At 69.1% G+C, this 14,890-nt stretch carries 17 protein-coding genes, 1 tRNA gene and 1 pseudogene; 9 read left to right on the plus strand and 10 right to left on the minus strand.

Annotated features, from left to right (window positions below; genetic code table 11):
* Window positions 1-207 precede the first annotated feature (207 nt).
* Entirely contained in the window at window positions 208-825 is a 618-nt protein-coding gene (locus Pflav_RS37660) for a gamma carbonic anhydrase family protein (RefSeq protein WP_197938837.1), read from the plus strand.
* Here the strand turns inward: Pflav_RS37660 and Pflav_RS37665 are convergent.
* From Pflav_RS37665 to Pflav_RS37690, 6 genes are all read right to left on the minus strand, one after another.
* A complete protein-coding gene (locus Pflav_RS37665; RefSeq protein ID WP_173041382.1) occupies window positions 822-1,325 on the minus strand; it encodes a GNAT family N-acetyltransferase in 504 nt (167 codons plus the stop codon). The genes Pflav_RS37660 and Pflav_RS37665 overlap by 4 nt on opposite strands.
* The gene (locus Pflav_RS37670; RefSeq protein WP_173041383.1) at window positions 1,286-2,254 is read right to left on the minus strand and encodes a ribonuclease Z; all 969 of its coding nucleotides are present in this window, start codon (window positions 2,252-2,254) and stop codon (window positions 1,286-1,288) included. The genes Pflav_RS37665 and Pflav_RS37670 overlap by 40 nt, the downstream gene beginning before the upstream one ends.
* Before the next feature lie 494 nt (window positions 2,255-2,748).
* Complete coding sequence (locus tag Pflav_RS37675; RefSeq protein ID WP_173041384.1) at window positions 2,749-3,060, minus strand: type II toxin-antitoxin system PemK/MazF family toxin; 312 nt, start codon at window positions 3,058-3,060, stop codon at window positions 2,749-2,751.
* A complete protein-coding gene (locus Pflav_RS37680) occupies window positions 3,050-3,280 on the minus strand; it encodes an OTU domain-containing protein (protein ID WP_173041385.1) in 231 nt (76 codons plus the stop codon). Before Pflav_RS37680 ends, Pflav_RS37675 begins: the two co-directional genes overlap by 11 nt.
* Window positions 3,281-3,357: 77 nt before the next feature.
* On the minus strand, window positions 3,358-4,020 hold the full coding sequence (gene msrA, locus Pflav_RS37685) for a peptide-methionine (S)-S-oxide reductase MsrA (RefSeq protein WP_173041386.1): 663 nt from the start codon (window positions 4,018-4,020) through the stop codon (window positions 3,358-3,360).
* A gap of 112 nt (window positions 4,021-4,132) precedes the next feature.
* Window positions 4,133-4,534: an HIT family protein gene (locus tag Pflav_RS37690; RefSeq protein WP_173042859.1), complete on the minus strand. Its 402-nt coding sequence runs from the start codon at window positions 4,532-4,534 to the stop codon at window positions 4,133-4,135.
* Window positions 4,535-4,584: 50 nt separating this feature from the next.
* Between Pflav_RS37690 and Pflav_RS37695 the strand changes: the two genes are divergently transcribed.
* On the plus strand, window positions 4,585-5,181 hold the full coding sequence (locus Pflav_RS37695; RefSeq protein ID WP_173041387.1) for a hypothetical protein: 597 nt from the start codon (window positions 4,585-4,587) through the stop codon (window positions 5,179-5,181).
* A 5-nt stretch (window positions 5,182-5,186) separates the two neighbouring features.
* Here the strand turns inward: Pflav_RS37695 and Pflav_RS37700 are convergent, their stop codons facing one another.
* A complete protein-coding gene (locus Pflav_RS37700) occupies window positions 5,187-6,398 on the minus strand; it encodes a zinc-dependent metalloprotease (protein ID WP_173041388.1) in 1,212 nt (403 codons plus the stop codon).
* Between the two features lie 85 nt (window positions 6,399-6,483).
* Between Pflav_RS37700 and Pflav_RS37705 the strand changes: the two genes are divergently transcribed.
* The 7 genes and pseudogenes from Pflav_RS37705 (at window position 6,484) to Pflav_RS37725 (ending at window position 12,710) form a co-directional block, all read left to right on the plus strand.
* Window positions 6,484-7,500 carry a YlbL family protein gene (locus Pflav_RS37705; RefSeq protein WP_173041389.1) on the plus strand — a complete coding sequence of 339 codons (1,017 nt, stop codon included), beginning with the start codon at window positions 6,484-6,486 and terminating at the stop codon, window positions 7,498-7,500.
* Window positions 7,501-7,612: 112 nt separating this feature from the next.
* A pseudogene (locus Pflav_RS37710) lies at window positions 7,613-10,635 on the plus strand (UPF0182 family membrane protein).
* Window positions 10,636-10,718: 83 nt separating this feature from the next.
* Window positions 10,719-10,792, plus strand: a tRNA-Met gene (locus Pflav_RS37715).
* 419 nt (window positions 10,793-11,211) lie between these two features.
* Window positions 11,212-11,574 (plus strand): SLAC1 family transporter, encoded by a 363-nt coding sequence (locus tag Pflav_RS47730; protein ID WP_197938838.1) that lies wholly within the window; start codon window positions 11,212-11,214, stop codon window positions 11,572-11,574.
* Window positions 11,535-11,885, plus strand: coding sequence for an SLAC1 family transporter (locus Pflav_RS47735; protein WP_197938839.1), 351 nt, complete (start codon window positions 11,535-11,537; stop codon window positions 11,883-11,885). The genes Pflav_RS47730 and Pflav_RS47735 overlap by 40 nt, the downstream gene beginning before the upstream one ends.
* Entirely contained in the window at window positions 11,882-12,178 is a 297-nt protein-coding gene (locus Pflav_RS44305; RefSeq protein ID WP_197938840.1) for a TDT family transporter, read from the plus strand. The genes Pflav_RS47735 and Pflav_RS44305 overlap by 4 nt, the downstream gene beginning before the upstream one ends.
* A gap of 145 nt (window positions 12,179-12,323) precedes the next feature.
* Window positions 12,324-12,710 carry a DUF302 domain-containing protein gene (locus tag Pflav_RS37725; protein WP_173041390.1) on the plus strand — a complete coding sequence of 129 codons (387 nt, stop codon included), beginning with the start codon at window positions 12,324-12,326 and terminating at the stop codon, window positions 12,708-12,710.
* 610 nt (window positions 12,711-13,320) lie between these two features.
* Here the strand turns inward: Pflav_RS37725 and Pflav_RS37730 are convergent.
* The 3 genes from Pflav_RS37730 to Pflav_RS37740 are packed head-to-tail and all read right to left on the minus strand — an operon-like array spanning window position 13,321 to window position 14,835.
* Entirely contained in the window at window positions 13,321-13,875 is a 555-nt protein-coding gene (locus Pflav_RS37730) for a hypothetical protein (protein WP_232072370.1), read from the minus strand.
* A complete protein-coding gene (locus Pflav_RS37735; protein WP_173041392.1) occupies window positions 13,865-14,449 on the minus strand; it encodes a hypothetical protein in 585 nt (194 codons plus the stop codon). Before Pflav_RS37735 ends, Pflav_RS37730 begins: the two co-directional genes overlap by 11 nt.
* Complete coding sequence (locus tag Pflav_RS37740; protein ID WP_173041393.1) at window positions 14,338-14,835, minus strand: hypothetical protein; 498 nt, start codon at window positions 14,833-14,835, stop codon at window positions 14,338-14,340. The genes Pflav_RS37735 and Pflav_RS37740 overlap by 112 nt, the downstream gene beginning before the upstream one ends.
* Between the last annotated feature and the right edge of the window lie 55 nt (window positions 14,836-14,890).

Below are 14,890 nucleotides of genomic sequence, written 5' to 3' on the forward strand. Positions count from 1 at the left end.
CCCCGCCAGCACCTCGGCGCCCCGCAAACCCACCCAAGCTTGGGGACCGGCAAGCCTCCGTCGGTCCGCGCCTCCGGCCAGGCGTTCCCCCGGTTTGGGTTGGGGTACGGCGGGCGAGGGTACGTGATCACCGGTTCCCCGCATACATCGGTCACGTACTCTCGCCCGGCCGATTTCTCGGGCACACGAATGGCAGGCTCTGTGGGCATGCTGATCAGACATCGCGGCGCCCAGCCCACCGTCGACCCCACCGCCTACGTCGCGCCGAACGCGACTCTCGTGGGCGACGTCCGCGTTGGGCCAAGGGCCCGCATCATGTACGGCGCGACGCTCGACGCCGAAGGCGCGCACATCGAGGTCGGCGAGGCCTGCGTGATCGCCGAGAACGCGGTGCTCCGCGCCACCGCCGTCGCCGACCCGGCCCACCCCGTGGTCCTCGGCGACCACGTCTTCGTCTCACCGCACGCGACGCTGCTGGGCTGCCAGGTCGGCCGGTGCGCGTACCTGGCCACCGGCGTCACCGTCCTCCAGGGCGCACGGCTTGAGCCTGGCGCGGTGGTAGCGGTCGGCGCGCTTGTGCACGCCCGCGCCGTGCTGCCGGCCGAGTTCTTCGTGCCACCGATGTCGGTCGCGGTGGGCGATCCCGTCCAGGTGATCGGCTCAGATCGCCCGGAGGAGCTGACCGCCGCGGTACGGGACGTCAACTTCGCCGCCGCCGCGTTCGGCCTTCAGGCGGAGTGGACCGACCGGATCGCACGGTACGAGCGGATCACCGAGGTACGGGTGGCGGAGTTCGGCGCGCACGCCGACGACGAGGTGCTTTAGAGCGGCCTGGCGTACCGCACCTGGCGGACCGGCGCGGGGCCGACGAAGTCTTCGCGCTGTACGCCGTCGGGCGCCCAGCCGCCGTGCTCGTAGAAGCCGCGCGCGTGTGCGTTTTCCGCCAGCACCCACAGCACGGCGTGGCGCCACCCAGCCGCGGCCAGCTTGTCCAGCGCGTCGGCCATCAGCGCGCCGCCCAGCCCTCGCCCCACCACGTCCGGATCCAGGTGGATCGCGTGCAGGATTCCGGTGTCGGGCTCCTCGTCCGGCCCCAGGTAAGTGAAACCGACCACCTCGTCGCGCTCGGTGGCCACGGTCAGCTGGTGCGTGTCCTGTTCGTACCGCCAGCGCTCGGTCCAGTACTCCACCATGCTGGAGGCGGGAACGGCCTCGAGCGCGTGGGCGGGAATAAAGCTTGAGTACGCGGCGGCGCGCGACCGGTAGTGCAAGGTCCCGACGGCGGTCAGGTCCCGCTCACCCGCGGATCGGATCGTGAACGCCATTGTTCCGAGGCTATCGTCTGCGGTGGCGGCAGCTGTCGCCGCGGCGGCACCGGCACCCGCATCAGGTCCTCCGCGACCACCAGGTCACCGTCGTACTGCTCGCGCGCCTCGGCAACGAACCGGGCCGGATCGTCGTACCGCTGCGAAAAGTGGGTGAGCACGAGCTGCCGTACCCCCGACTCGGTGGCGACGCGCGCGGCCTGCGCCGCGGTGAGGTGCCCGACCTGCGCGGCCATCACCGCGTCCTCGGACAGGAAGGTGGCCTCGATGACCAGCATGTCGACGCCCTCAGCCAGCGCGAACACGTTGTCGCACAGCCCGGTGTCCATGACGAACGCGAACTTCTGCCCGGGTCGCGGCGCGCTCACGTCCGCGAGCTCCACGCGCCGCCCGTCGACGTCGAGGTAGCCCTGTTCGATGAGCACCCCCACGTCTGCGCCGGCCACCCGGTGGGCCGCCAACCGCTCCGGCAACATGCGGCGCCCGTCGGGCTCGACCAGCCGGTACCCGTAGGTCTCGACGGAGTGGTAGAGGCGGCGCGCTTCGAGGCTTGGCGCGATCGGGCCGTCACCGGTGATCGGCGCCTCGCGGATGTCGGCGTTGTCGTAGAAGCTGGTCGCGTACCGCAGGCGCGCGAAGAAGTGCGCGCCGCCAGCGGGAAAGTGGGCGGTCACCGGGTGGGGCACCCGGTCGAGCGAGATGCGCTGGATCACGCCCGGCAGCCCCAGACTGTGGTCGCCGTGAAAGTGCGTCACGCAGATCCGCGTGACGTCCGAGGCCGCGACGCCAGCCCGGAGCATCTGGCGCTGGGTCCCCTCGCCGGGGTCGAAGAGGATGCCTTCGCCGTCCCAACGCAGGAGGTACCCGTTGTGGTTGCGGTGGCGGGTGGGCACCTGGCTGGCGGTGCCGAGGACGACAAGCTCGCGCACTCGCCCTCCTCCGTCCGGCCCGTGTGTTTCGTTTGCTCAACCCCGGAATAAATAGCGACCCCCGGGGTTTCCGAGCGCGGACGCGCACGGGCCGGCTGGACTGGGCCGGCACCCCGGGGGTCGGGTGGCTGACTTGCATTCGCCGCACCGCTGCCACACGGTCTCGACGACGTGCTGTGTCAAGGACAGCGGCTAGCGGACAGCCACCTCACGAGTCCTATTGCTACACAAAGCCGGACCACCTCCCTTCCCGTGTACCGCAACGCTATCCACCAGGCCCGTTGATCGGCAACGCCTATTTCGCCACACGGGCGTGGCCGCTCCCGGCGGCCGTAGGCTCGCTCGTCACCGCTGCTTGGACGCGTAATCGGTCCAAAGGTCGACTGCTGCTCTACGACCTTGGCGAGGGCAGCGAGCTCGGGCCTGGCTTCGGTCGCGCCGCGGAGGCGCGCGGTCGCCTCAAGGTACATGTCACGGCAGGCGGGCGCCTGAGATCAGAGCTGTAGAACGGTGCGGAGCGCGTCGTCCACGGCCGACATCTCCTGGAGGGACAGGTGGCCCACGAGGCGGCCGAGGCGTTCCGGCTGTATCGCGGCGGTCTGCTCGGCGAGGACGTAGGTTGACTTGCCTTCGATCTCGATTTCGGGGCGGAAGCTTGCCGGCCGCGCGCTCGTCGACGTGGGCGCGACAAGCCAGGTTGACAGCGGCAGGAGGTCGGACTGGACGACGACAGCGTATCGGTTGCCGCGCTGCTCGTGTCCGCGTGCGTCGCGTGGAGCCTTCAGCTCGTAGACGTCACCACGCACGGAGGGACTCCATATCGGAGAGCACCGCGCGGGCCTCGGCTATGTCGTCTGGGTCGTTGGCGATGGCCTCGGCTTCGGCGCGGACCTGCTCGTCGCGGCGGGCCCGCCAGGCGGCGAGGATCGCCTCGCGAATGACCTGGGAGCGGTCTCGATCGCCGGATGTGAGGTCGGCCAAGGCCCGGTCGACATCTTCGTCCGCCCGGAATGTAATCGTGGACATAAGACAAAGTGTAATACAAGAAGTGTCGCGCGGCCATCGTCGCTGGCTAGCTCGCTATGGCCGCGCGACGCGATGCCCTAGGACTCGACCCTGCCCACGCCGATCGGGCAGCTCATGCCGGTCGGGCCGTGGTTGCAGTAGCCGTTCGGGTTCTTGGCGTCCGAAAGGTACTGCTGGTGGTAGTCCTCGGCGAAGTAATACTCGCCCAGCGGGGCGATCTCCGTCGTGATGTCGCCTCGGCCGGTGCGCTTCACCACCGGGGCGAAGGCGTCGCGGGACGCCTCGGCCACCACGCGCTGCTCGTCACTCGTGGTGTAGATGGTCGAGCGGTACTGGGTGCCCACGTCGTTGCCCTGCCGCATGCCCTGGGTCGGGTCGTGGTTCTCCCAGAAGACCTTGAGCAGGTCCTCGTACCCGATCATGCTGGGGTCGTACACGACCTGAACCACCTCGGCGTGGCCGGTCATGCCGGAGCAGACCTCCTCGTACGTGGGGTTCTGGGTGTACCCACCGGCGTAGCCGACCGAGGTGGTGATCACACCCGGCAGGCGCCAGAACAAGCGCTCGGCGCCCCAGAAACAGCCCATCCCGAAGACCGCTACCTCGGCGTTGGCCGGCCAGGGCCCGCGCAGAGGAGTGCCGAGCACCGTGTGGCGGTCGGCAGTCGGCATCTCGATCGACCGGCCGGGGAGGGCCTGGTCCGGAGTAGGTACCTCAAGCTTCATGCGCCGCAGAAACACTGCACGCTCCTTTCTCCGCTGTCTGCAACACCGTGTGCCCGCCAACCCTTACCCAGTGTCCGCGGGCGGCCGGGCCAAACCCGCGGCGGGCGGGCCAGACCCCGACACGCGCTCAGGACAGGGCGGCTGAGATCTTTTCGGCGTACTCGCGGGCCTCTTCGTCCGACGCGTACTTGGTGCGCGGCCAGAAGAAGCCGCGGAGGCCGTCGCCCTTCGTGCGGGGGACGACGTGGACATGGAGGTGGGCGACCGACTGCGACACCTTGTTGTTCATCGCCACGAACGTGCCGCCGGCGCCCAAACCCTCCTCGACCGCCACGGAGACGCGCTGCACAAGCCCGAAGTAGGGGGCGAGCTGGTCGGCGGGGAGGTCGGCGAGCACCACCGAGTGCCCGCGGGGGACCACGAGCGTGTGCCCCTTGAATACCGGCCGGATGTCCAGGAACGCGAACCCCGCCGGCTCGTCCGCCACCACGAAACCGGGCACCGAACCCGAAACGATGTCACAGAACAAGCACTCAGCCACCCGGAAGAGTAGGCCAGCGACCGGGCTAGCCTGGTGTCGTGACGAGGCGAGCGGTGATCGCGGTGCTGGGGCCGGTGGCCTGGAGCCCGCCGGGCGTAGACCTGGCGGCGTGGCGCGCGGCGCTCGCCGAAGACGTCGTGGACCTGCTGGCCACGCTCAACGAGGTGGAGCCGGCCATCGCCGCGCTCGCCGCCGACCGGGCACTGGCCGAGTCGGTGGCATGGCCTTCCATGCCGGTGTACGAGGTGCCGGACCTCACCGCGGGCGCGGTCTTCGCGGCGGCGGCCAAGGACGGGTACGAGCAGGCGGCCGCCGTGGTGGCCGACGCGCCCGACCTGCCCGGGCTGCTGGTCGGCAAGCTGCTGCGGCCGCTCACCACCCGGCCGCTCGCGGTGGCGCCGGCCGACCCGGGCCCCGGGCTGCTGGGGGTGGCGTCGCGGCTGCCGGCGCCGGACTGGCTGCCCGCCTTCGACCTCGATGATGGATCGATCCCGCAGGTGCGTTCGGCGGCGCCCCAGCTGCCGGACGTGGGGTCGAGCCCGGGGTGGCGGCGCCTGCGCGGCCCCGCCGACCTCGCCACGCTCGACCCCGCCGTCGAAGGCTGGGAAACGACGCGGGCCCTACTGTCCGCGTAAGGCAGCTACAGGCCGAGCTCGCCCAGGTCGCCGAGGTCGAGCTGGGACCTCGCGAACGTCTGCGGATCGGCGAAGTCCTCCTCCGACGGCAGCAGGTCCGGGTGGCCCCACAGCGCGTCGCGACCCGCTGTACCCCGGTGCTCGGTGAGCGCCGCCCACAGCGCCGCGGCCTCGCGGAGCCGGCGCGGGCGCAGCTCCAGACCGACAAGCGCGGCGAACGTCTGCTCCGCCGGGCCCCCCGCCGCGCGCCGGCGGCGGAACGCCTCACCGAGGCGGACCACATTGGGCAGGCGGTCACCGGCGGCCTGGTCGACGACGTGGCACACCCAGCCCTCGACCAGCGCGAGCGCGGTCTCCAGCCGAGCCAGCGCGGCCTTCTGCGCCGGGCTGTCCTCGGGCGTGAAGATGCCCTCGAGCGCCATCGCCTGCATCGACTCCGGGTTGGTGGGGTCGATGCGGCCCATCGCCTCCTCGACGGCCTCGCGGTTGACGGTGATGCCCGCCGCATACGTCTCCACGGCGGTCAGCACATGCCCCCGCAGCCACGGGACGTGCTGGAAGAGGCGCTGGTGGGCCGCCTCGCGCAGGGCCACGTAGAGGCGCACCTCGTCGAGCGGGAGCTCGAGGCCCTCGCCGTACTCCTTGATATTGGTCGGGACGAGCGCGGCCGTGCCGGCCGGTCCCAGGGGGAGTCCGATGTCGCCGGCCGAGAGCACTTCGGCGGCGAGTGAGCCGAGCGCCTGCCCCAGCTGGCCGCCGAAGAGCGCGCCACCGAGCGTGGTGACCATCGACTGCATCGGACCGAGCTGGGCGCGCGCCTCCGGCGGCACCAGGTCACCCATGGCGGCCACCATGCGGCCGGCGACCGGGTCGCACAGCTTGCGCCACACGTCGAGCGTGTTGTAGATCCACTCGTTGCGGGTCCAGGCGACCGAGGTGCGGATGCCCGAGGGAAGCGCGGCGGCGGGCTCAAGCCACAGGTCGGCCAGGCGGAGCGCCTCGTCGACCTCGTTGCGCTCGTAGATGTTGACCGCCGGGTCGGCCGCGCCGAGCTGACTCACCGCGACCTGGCGGGCAAGGTCCCAGTTGACCGGGCCGCTGCCCGGCGACGCGAGCAGCTGCTGCAACTGAGCCATGAACTGCTGCATCTGCTGCGGGTCGTTGGGGTCGGGTGGCTGTGCGCCCGGGAGGGCGAAGCCGAACGGGATATCAGGCACGTAACCCACGGTACGCCCGGCACTGTGCCCGCGCCCTGTCCGCGCTGTCAGCTCAGGGTGAAACCGGGGTATGTACGCTTCGCGCATGAGACGTCGCGGTGTCACGGTTCTCATCGGTGCGTTGATTACCGCGCTGCTGAGTGTCGGGGTGCTGGCCGCCCCGATCCCGTACGTGGTGCTCGGTCCCGGCCCAACCGTCGACACGCTGGGTAAAGAGGACGGCAAAGAGGTCATTCAGGTCAATGGCACACAGACCTCCACCTCGGCGGGACAGCTGCGGCTGACCACTGTGGGTGTACAGCCGGACGTCAAGCTGCTCGCCGCGGTCGTGGGGTGGTTCAGCGACGAGGAGGCGGTCGTCCCGCGCGAGCTGATCTACCCGCCGGACCAGACCGAGGAGCAGGTCGAGGAGCGCAACGCGGAGGACTTCAAGGCGTCGCAGAGCAGCGCGGAGACCGTCGCGCTGCGCGAGCTGGGCTATCCGGTACAGGTGACGATCACGAAGGTGACGGCGGGCGGACCCTCCGACGGCGTCCTCAAGCCCGGCGACGTGGTCACCAAGGTCGACGGCCAAGCGGTGACGAGCGCGCCGAAGCTCACCGAGCTGGTGCGGGCCAAGCCGGCCGGGACGGCGCTGACTATCGAATACACGCGGAGTGGCAAGGCGGCCGCGACCAAGATCACCACGCGCGCGGCCGACGGCGAGCCGCCGCGGATCGGGGTGGAGATCGAGTCGAAGCAGCCACACCCGTTCGAGCTGAAGATCGACCTGGGCGAGATCGGTGGGCCGAGCGCCGGCCTGATGTTCGCGCTGGGCATCATCGACAAGATCCAGCCCGACGACCTCACCGGCGGCAAGGTCATCGCTGGTACAGGCACCATCGACGACGAAGGCAACGTCGGCCCGATCGGCGGTATCGCCCAGAAGCTCGTCGGCGCCAAGGACGCGGGCGCGGTTTTCTTCCTGACCCCGGCCGACAACTGCACCGAGGCAAAGGCCAACGCGCGTCCTGGGCTCCCGTTGATCAAGGTGGGAACGCTCGACGAGGCACTCGGGGCCCTCAAAACGCTCCGTGACGGCGGTCAGCCCGCGCTCTGCTGACCTGGCGTGTCCCTGGCGACACGCCCTGGGACTCGACCCTCAGAAACACCCCGTACTGTAGGTGCCTGATCGGTGCGGATCAGACATCAAGCGTGCGGAGCATACCGTGGTCATGCGTAGTAGTCCTCTGCCGAGAATGAGCCGGCGGGGGCGCGTCACTGTCGGCGTCCTCATCGGGGTCTTCCTGCTCTTCACATTGATGGGCTGGGCAGTCGAGGTCTGGACCGACTGGCTTTGGTTCGACGAGGTCGACTACACGCAGGTCTATACCGGCGTGCTCACCACCCGGATCCTGCTCTTCTTCGCCATAGGGCTGGCCATGGCGGTGGTGGTCGGCGGCAACCTTTACCTGGCGTACCGGTTGCGCCCGCTACTGCGCCCCCACTCGGCCGAGCAGGCGACGCTCGAGCGGTACCGGATGGTGCTCACCCCCGCATCGGCACCTGGATCGCGGTGCTTTCCGTGATCATCGGCCTCTTCGCCGGCCTCTCCGGGCAGAGCCGTTGGCGTGACTGGCTGCTATTCCGTAACTCCGTGCCGTTTGGTGCCAAAGACCCGGAGTTCGGGATCGATGTCGGCTTCTACGTCTTCGAGTACCCGTTCTGGCGCTATCTGCTCGGTGTCGGCTTCACCGCGGTCGTGCTCTCGGTGCTCGGCGCGCTGGCCGTCCACTACATCTTCGGCGGCGTGCGGCTTCAGGGCATCGGTGACCGCATGACGGCCGCCGCGCGGGCCCACCTGACGTCGCTGGTAGCGGTGTTCGTGCTGCTCAAGGCCATCGCGTACGTGCTGGACCGGCGCGCCCTCCTCCTTGAGCAGGACCCGCCCAACCTCTACGGCGCGGGCTACGCCGACATCAACGCGCTGCTGCCCGCCAAGGAGATCCTGGCGTACATCTCGGTGGTGGTCGCCATTGCGATCATCGTGTTCTCCAACGCGGTCATGCGGAACCTCGTGTGGCCCGGTGTCTCCCTCGCACTGCTCGCCATCTCGGCGGTGGCGATCGGCGGCATCTACCCGTGGGCGGTGCAGACCTTCGAGGTCAACCCCAGCGTGCGGGACAAAGAGCGGGACTACATCGAGCGAAGTATCAACGCCACAAGAGATGCCTTCGGGATCACCGATACAAAGATGACCGGGTTCTCCGCCGGCAACCTGAGACCACCGGCGGAGCTGGCCACCGATCAGTCGGTGGTGCCGAACATCCGGTTGCTCGACCCCGAGCTCGTCTCCCAGTCGTATACGCAGCTTCAGCAGGTCCGCGGCTTCTACGACTTCGGGCAGAAGCTCGACATCGACCGGTACACGGTCAACGGCAAGACCCAGGACTACGTGGTCGGCGTCCGCGAGATCAACTACAGCCGCCTCACCGCGCAGCAGGGCAACTGGCTCAACCGCCACACCGTCTACACCCATGGGTATGGGCTTGTCGGCGCGCCGGCCAACGAGGTGGTCTGCGGTGGTCAGCCGTACTTCGTCTCCGGCTTCCTCGGCGACGACCAGACCTCGGAGGACTGCGCGTCGCAGGCCGAGCGGATCGCCGTCGAGCAGCCGCGTATCTACTACGGCGAGCGGGTCGGCGGCGGCCAGCAAGGGGCCGACTACGCGATCGTGGGGCAGACCGACCCTGAGCGCAACGTCGAGTACGACCGGCCGACCGGCGGCGGTGACGACCAGGGCATCAACTACACGTACACCGGGCAGGGCGGCGTCGAGATCGGCTCGTTCACGCGGCGGCTGCTCTACGGGATCAAGGAGCGGGAGTCCAACTTCCTGCTCTCCGACGCGGTCAACTCAAATAGCAAGCTGCTGTACGTCCGCAACCCCCGCGACCGTGTGGAAAAGGTGGCACCGTTCCTCACGATGGACGGCGACCCCTACCCGGCCATGGTGGACGGCCGCATCGTCTGGATCCTCGACGGCTACACGACCGCCGGCACCTACCCGTACTCCCAGCGGGTCAACCTCCAGACGGAGACGGCCGACGAGCTGACGAACGTGGGCACGTTCCAGCTCGCTCGGGAAAACGTCAACTACATCCGCAACTCGGTCAAGGCCACTGTCGACGCGTACGACGGCACGGTGAAGCTGTACGAGTTCGACGAGACCGACCCGGTGCTCAAGGCCTGGAACAAGGCCTTCGGCGGCGACCTCGTGACCCCGAAGTCGCAGATCCCGCCGGAGCTGAGCGCGCACTTCCGGTACCCGGCCGACCTCTTCAAGGTGCAGCGCAACCTGCTGGCCCGCTTCCACGTCACCGACCCGGGCGAGTTCTTCAACGGCTCGGACTTCTGGGAGGTGCCGAACGCGCCGGACGCGCCGGACTCGGGCGTGAAGCAGCCGCCGTACTACCTGCTCACTCAGTTCCCCGAGCAGAACGAGCCGCGTTTCCAGATAACTTCCGCGGTCACCCCACTAGGCCGGCAGAACCTTGCCGCGCTCATCTCGGGCTCCTATGTGGACGGGAAGCCACAGCTACAGGTGTGGGAGCTGCCTGACCAAACAGCGGTACAGGGCCCGGTGCAGGTCCATCAACGGATGACCAACACCAACGCCCAAATTAGACAGGACCTCAACCTGCTCTCGTCGAACCAGGCTCAGGTGCTGTACGGCAACCTGCTGTCCCTGCCCTTCGGCGGCGGCATGTTGTACGTCGAGCCGGTGTACGTGAAGAGCAACCAGGAAAACGCGTATCCGGTGCTGCAAAAGATTCTGATGTCGTATGGCGACGGCGGCTCGTATGTCGTGCTGGCCAACAACCTGGAGGACGGCATCAAGGAGCTTGTGGCGCAAGGCAAAGTGGGCGCGCCACCACCACCGGAGACGGGTGGTGGAAACAACCCACCCCAGCAGCCACCGAACCTCAGTGGCCAGCAGCTGACGCCGGAGCTCGCGGCCGCGGCCGACAAGGTCGAGGCAGCCTGGGCCGAGGTCAAGGCAGCACGGGCCGCGGGCGACTTCGAGCGCGAGGGCAGGGCGCTGAAGGCATTCGACGACGCGATGTCCGAGTTCCAGAGCGCCATGGACGCCGCCCAAAGGCCCGGCAACGGCAACGGAAACAACGCCACACCGGCCCCGACGGCCACGGCAACCCCGCCACCCGCAAGCCCGTCACCCACCCCAGGGGGCGGCTGAGCAGCACTTTTCCCGCGTGCGCCACGACACGTTCGCCCCGTTTTGCAGGTACGACGACGGGTGCGCTAGTGTTAACGAGCCGACGCGGGGTGGAGCAGCTCGGTAGCTCGCTGGGCTCATAACCCAGAGGTCGCAGGTTCAAATCCTGTCCCCGCTACGAAGAAGTTGCAGGTCAAGGGCCGGTTCTCGAAATCGAGAGCCGGCCCTGATCGTTTGTCCGTCATCCGCCTGTGGGACTGAACGTCAGACCATGGCACTCGGCGGCAGGCCGCGCCATCGCCTCGTGCATCGTGGCCGCCCGGCCGGTCGCCTGAATGGGGTCTGTCGCCGCCCGTACCGGTTTAGGGAGTGTTTGGCTCAGGACGGGCGGCGGTCGGCCTTTGTAGGCCGGCTCAGGGCTACTGGCCGGGTTTGCCGGTGGTGTGGGTGCGGCGGGCGTAGCGGCGATCGGAACCGCGTGATGCCGGGCGTCCAGAGGTCGCGGCGATTGACTGAAACACCGCGCGGTGGATCTGGCTGTGGGCATGATGAGGTCCGGAACGTCGAGCGGGGATGGCCTCGCGAAGGAGGTGTCCGGTGGCCGCCGTCCGGATTCCGGCGTACTTCTTCGGTATCCCCTTCGGCCTCGCCGGCCTGGGCAACACCTGGATCGTGGCCGGGCGTGACGGCGACGTGCCGACGTGGATCGGCAACGCCCTGCTGGCGCTCGCCGCGCTGACCTGGCTCGCCGTTGTGGTGGCGTACGCGGCGTACGCCCTGCCCAGACCGAGAGCCCTCGTCGGCGACTTGGTGGATCCGGTCGCCGGTGCCTTCGTCTCGCTTGCCGTAATCACCCCGATGCTGCTCGCCGCGCTGGGCGTCGCCCCGCACAACCTGGGGTCGGGCGGGTTCTTGTCGACGTGTTCCTGGTCCTCACGCTCGTCTTTGGTGGCTGGATAACCGGGCAGTGGATGTACGGCCGGATCGACATCGATCAGATCCACCCGGGATACTTCCTGCCTACCGTTGCCGGCGGGCTTATCGCCTCGGCCGCCGCCTCCGCCGTCGGGCAGCACACCCTGGCGAACATCATGCTCGGGCTCGGACTCATCTGCTGGTTCCTGCTCGGCTCGCTGATCCTGAACCGTCTCTTCACCCGGCCGCCACTGCCGGCGGCACTCGTCCCGACCCTCGCGATCGAGGTGGCTCCCCCGCCTTGGCCGCGCTCGCGCTCTTCGTCCGCAGCGGCGGCCGGATCGACATCTGGGTGACGCTGGCCTCCGGGTACGGGCTGTTGTTGGTCCTCGCGCAGATCCGCTTGCTGCCGCTTTACCTGCGGCTGGCCTTCGCGCCGAGCTTGTGGGCGCTCACGTTTCCTTGGGCAGCGGTGGCGACGACCGCCCTGCGCTGGATTACCGGCTACGAACCGCCGGGTCACCGCGTCTACACATACCTCGTCCTGGCGGCCGTCTCGGCGCTGATCGGCGGCATCGCCGTATGGTCGATCGTGGCCGCGGCGCGCGGACGATTCCTGCCGCCGGCCGCCCCACCGGCGGCGGCCTGACCGGGAGCCTGCGTCACCGCCGTCCGGAACCCGCTCCAGCCGGTCCAGCGCGGCGACCAGCGACCACTGCGAATCGGCTGCGGACCGGGTCTGGCGACGGGCAAGATGAGGCGATGGTCCGTTGACAACCGAGGTGGAGTTGGCCGTGACGGGACTGGTGACCAGGCGCAGCGCCCACGACGTCGCCGAGACGATCTCCGCAATCCATGCCGAGGCGGAACGCCGAGGCGCCACGGTGGTGGCCGTAGTCGACCATGCCGCCTCGGCGCGGAAGGCCGGGCTTACCATGCCCGAAACGCAGGTGATCATCTTCGGCAATCCCCGTGCGGGCACTGCGCTCATGCAGGCGAGTCCGGACATCGCCATTGACTTGCCGCTGCGGGTCATGGTCCGGGACGATGGCCACCCTGGTTCGCTGGTCTCGTGGCAGGATCCTGCGTACGTCCTCCAGCGATACGGGCTTGGCGAGGATCAAGGAACGCCACTGAACGTTCCGGCGGCCGTTGCCACCGCAGTGCTCGATGGCCGGTGACGCATCACAGACACGCCGACCTGGGCGCGGGTGACACGCCACAGGTTCGAGGTGTGTCGCACATCCGTCACTCTGTCCGCCAGGCACTAAACCCATTTACCATCGTTGGGCGTGACGTCGCCCGATTCGCCGCAATACCGTCGCCCACGGCATCCGAGAAGATGGACAATTGATACCGTTGGAACCCTGAGTATAATAGTCAGCCTCCTCGGTATTGTAATCGCGTTGGTAGCGTGGCTTTTCCCTCAGTCATTTCGTTCAGGAGGACAACAACCTCATGCGACACCTCCTGTAAGGACGAGCACGCCGGTGCCTACATCGCCACCGGCAGCAACCGCCGCGCCGACGACTACGCCGCCCGCTTCTACGACACCCGGTCCGCCAGTCCAGCGGGTCGAAATAGTCGTCATTCCTGGAACGCCGGCAGTGGATAGTCGAAGCCCCGAGAATGGGCCAGATTGGTTCTCGCGACTTGGCACGCTGGCTACCGGCCTCGGTGCACTATTCGCGGGCATGGCGGCGGTCGTCGCTCTGCGCCGCCGTCCTAACGGTTCTCCCTAAGCCTGACTTCCAATCCGACCCTTAGAGAGACGGGCGGCGGCCTTTCCGACTACCTTGCCTCGAAGAAGAAGACCTGGATCTGGACCTTGCCCACGGGGCCTTGAGACCAGTAGGACCTAAACCGTGCCCGTTCGAAGCCTGGGACGCTGCCCACCACGACCTCGTTGACCTTTTGGGCAAGGTTGCGTCCGAGGCTGTTCCGGTATCCGGGCTGTTCGGCGTAGCCGAATGTCAGCATGAAGCCCGCCTCGCGGCCGGCCAACCGTTCCGCCCGCAGCTTCCGTTTGAACTCTGCTACCAGCGCGCTCGACGCCGCGCTGCGGCCGCCCATCAGCGCGTCGACGTTCACGGTGAAATCGAACGTCACGGCGTCGAGCTCCAGCGCCGGCGGGCCAGGAGTCGCCGTCGGCGAAGGAGACAGCGATGGGCTGGCGGCCGCGGTCTCGGGGGACGGGCTCGGGTCGAGCGCCGCCATGGGCGCGATCGGTGCGGAGGCCAGCGTGATGATGAAGAGCACCAGCAGCAGGTCTGCGAAGAGCCAGCCGGCCAGGTGGCCGATCCAACGCCGGTCCCCGCCGCGGGGCGTATCGGAATCAGTGCCCATTGTCCGCGAGGTCCCAAAGGCAAACCGCCGCGCGGTCGTCGCGGCTGGTCTGGGAGTGGATGTTGAGCTGCCACAGGTACCTGGGTAGCGGCGCCGGGTCGATCCACTGCTCGGCCAGGAAGCCGCCCGTCTCCGGGTTGCGGGTCAGGCCGGCGGTGCTGGCCGTACAGAGTGCGACGACATCGCCCGGCTTGGTCTCGAACGCGTCCCACGAGACGTCCGGTGAATGGTGGGGCAGCGACGGCGTACTGCCGGTCGGGTCGAGGATCGGCGCCCACGACTGGTCCGGGCTCAGCCGCAGCACCGGTCCGCCACCCACCCCGAAGGCCAGGTGCTGCCGCCGGTCGGTGTCGCCCAGCCGGCTGAGTACACAGGTCAGCTCCACCGCCAGCGCATCCGGCGCCTGGTTGCGGCGGCGGCCCAGCTCGCTCAGCGGGTCAGTCAGCGCGGCCACCACCGCCGTCAGTACCTCGCCGAGCGCTCGCTTGTCGCCGTTGCCGGAGACGAGCGCCGTCCAGGCACCATCGAGGTCGGGCGCGCGCTCGTTGATCCGGGTCCGGATGCTGCGCAGCACCTGCACCGAGGAGAGCTGGGGACCGCGCTGCCCGGCCGCCCGGCGGCGACCGCCGACAGCAGCAGCGGCGGATCGCACCGGTTGATCACCGCGAGCGCCGCGTGCTGGCGGCGGAGCCTGCGGTCGCGGCGGGGGACCGCGCCGCGGGTGGCGCCGGCCCGGGCCACCAGCCGGCCGAACCGGGCGCCGTCCACCACGCTGTCCGGGATCGTGTCCGGCTCGTCGGGCAGCGCCTGCACCTCCCCGTGGTGCTCACCACCGTCCGGCAGCGCCTTGTCGTCGACCAGCGGTGCTACCGGTGCGGGCGCCGGGACGGGTACGGGGGCCAGGTCGGGCCGGGGCATCGGGTCGGGCTGGGGCACCGGCGGCAGGGGCACGGGTGGCACGTGCACCGGATACGGAGGGCCGGGCACCAGGACCGTGCGCGGGTGCGTCCACAGC

Origin of the sequence: Phytohabitans flavus, from assembly GCF_011764545.1 — a bacterium.
In the GTDB taxonomy this organism is placed as follows: Bacteria; Actinomycetota; Actinomycetes; order Mycobacteriales; family Micromonosporaceae; genus Phytohabitans; species Phytohabitans flavus.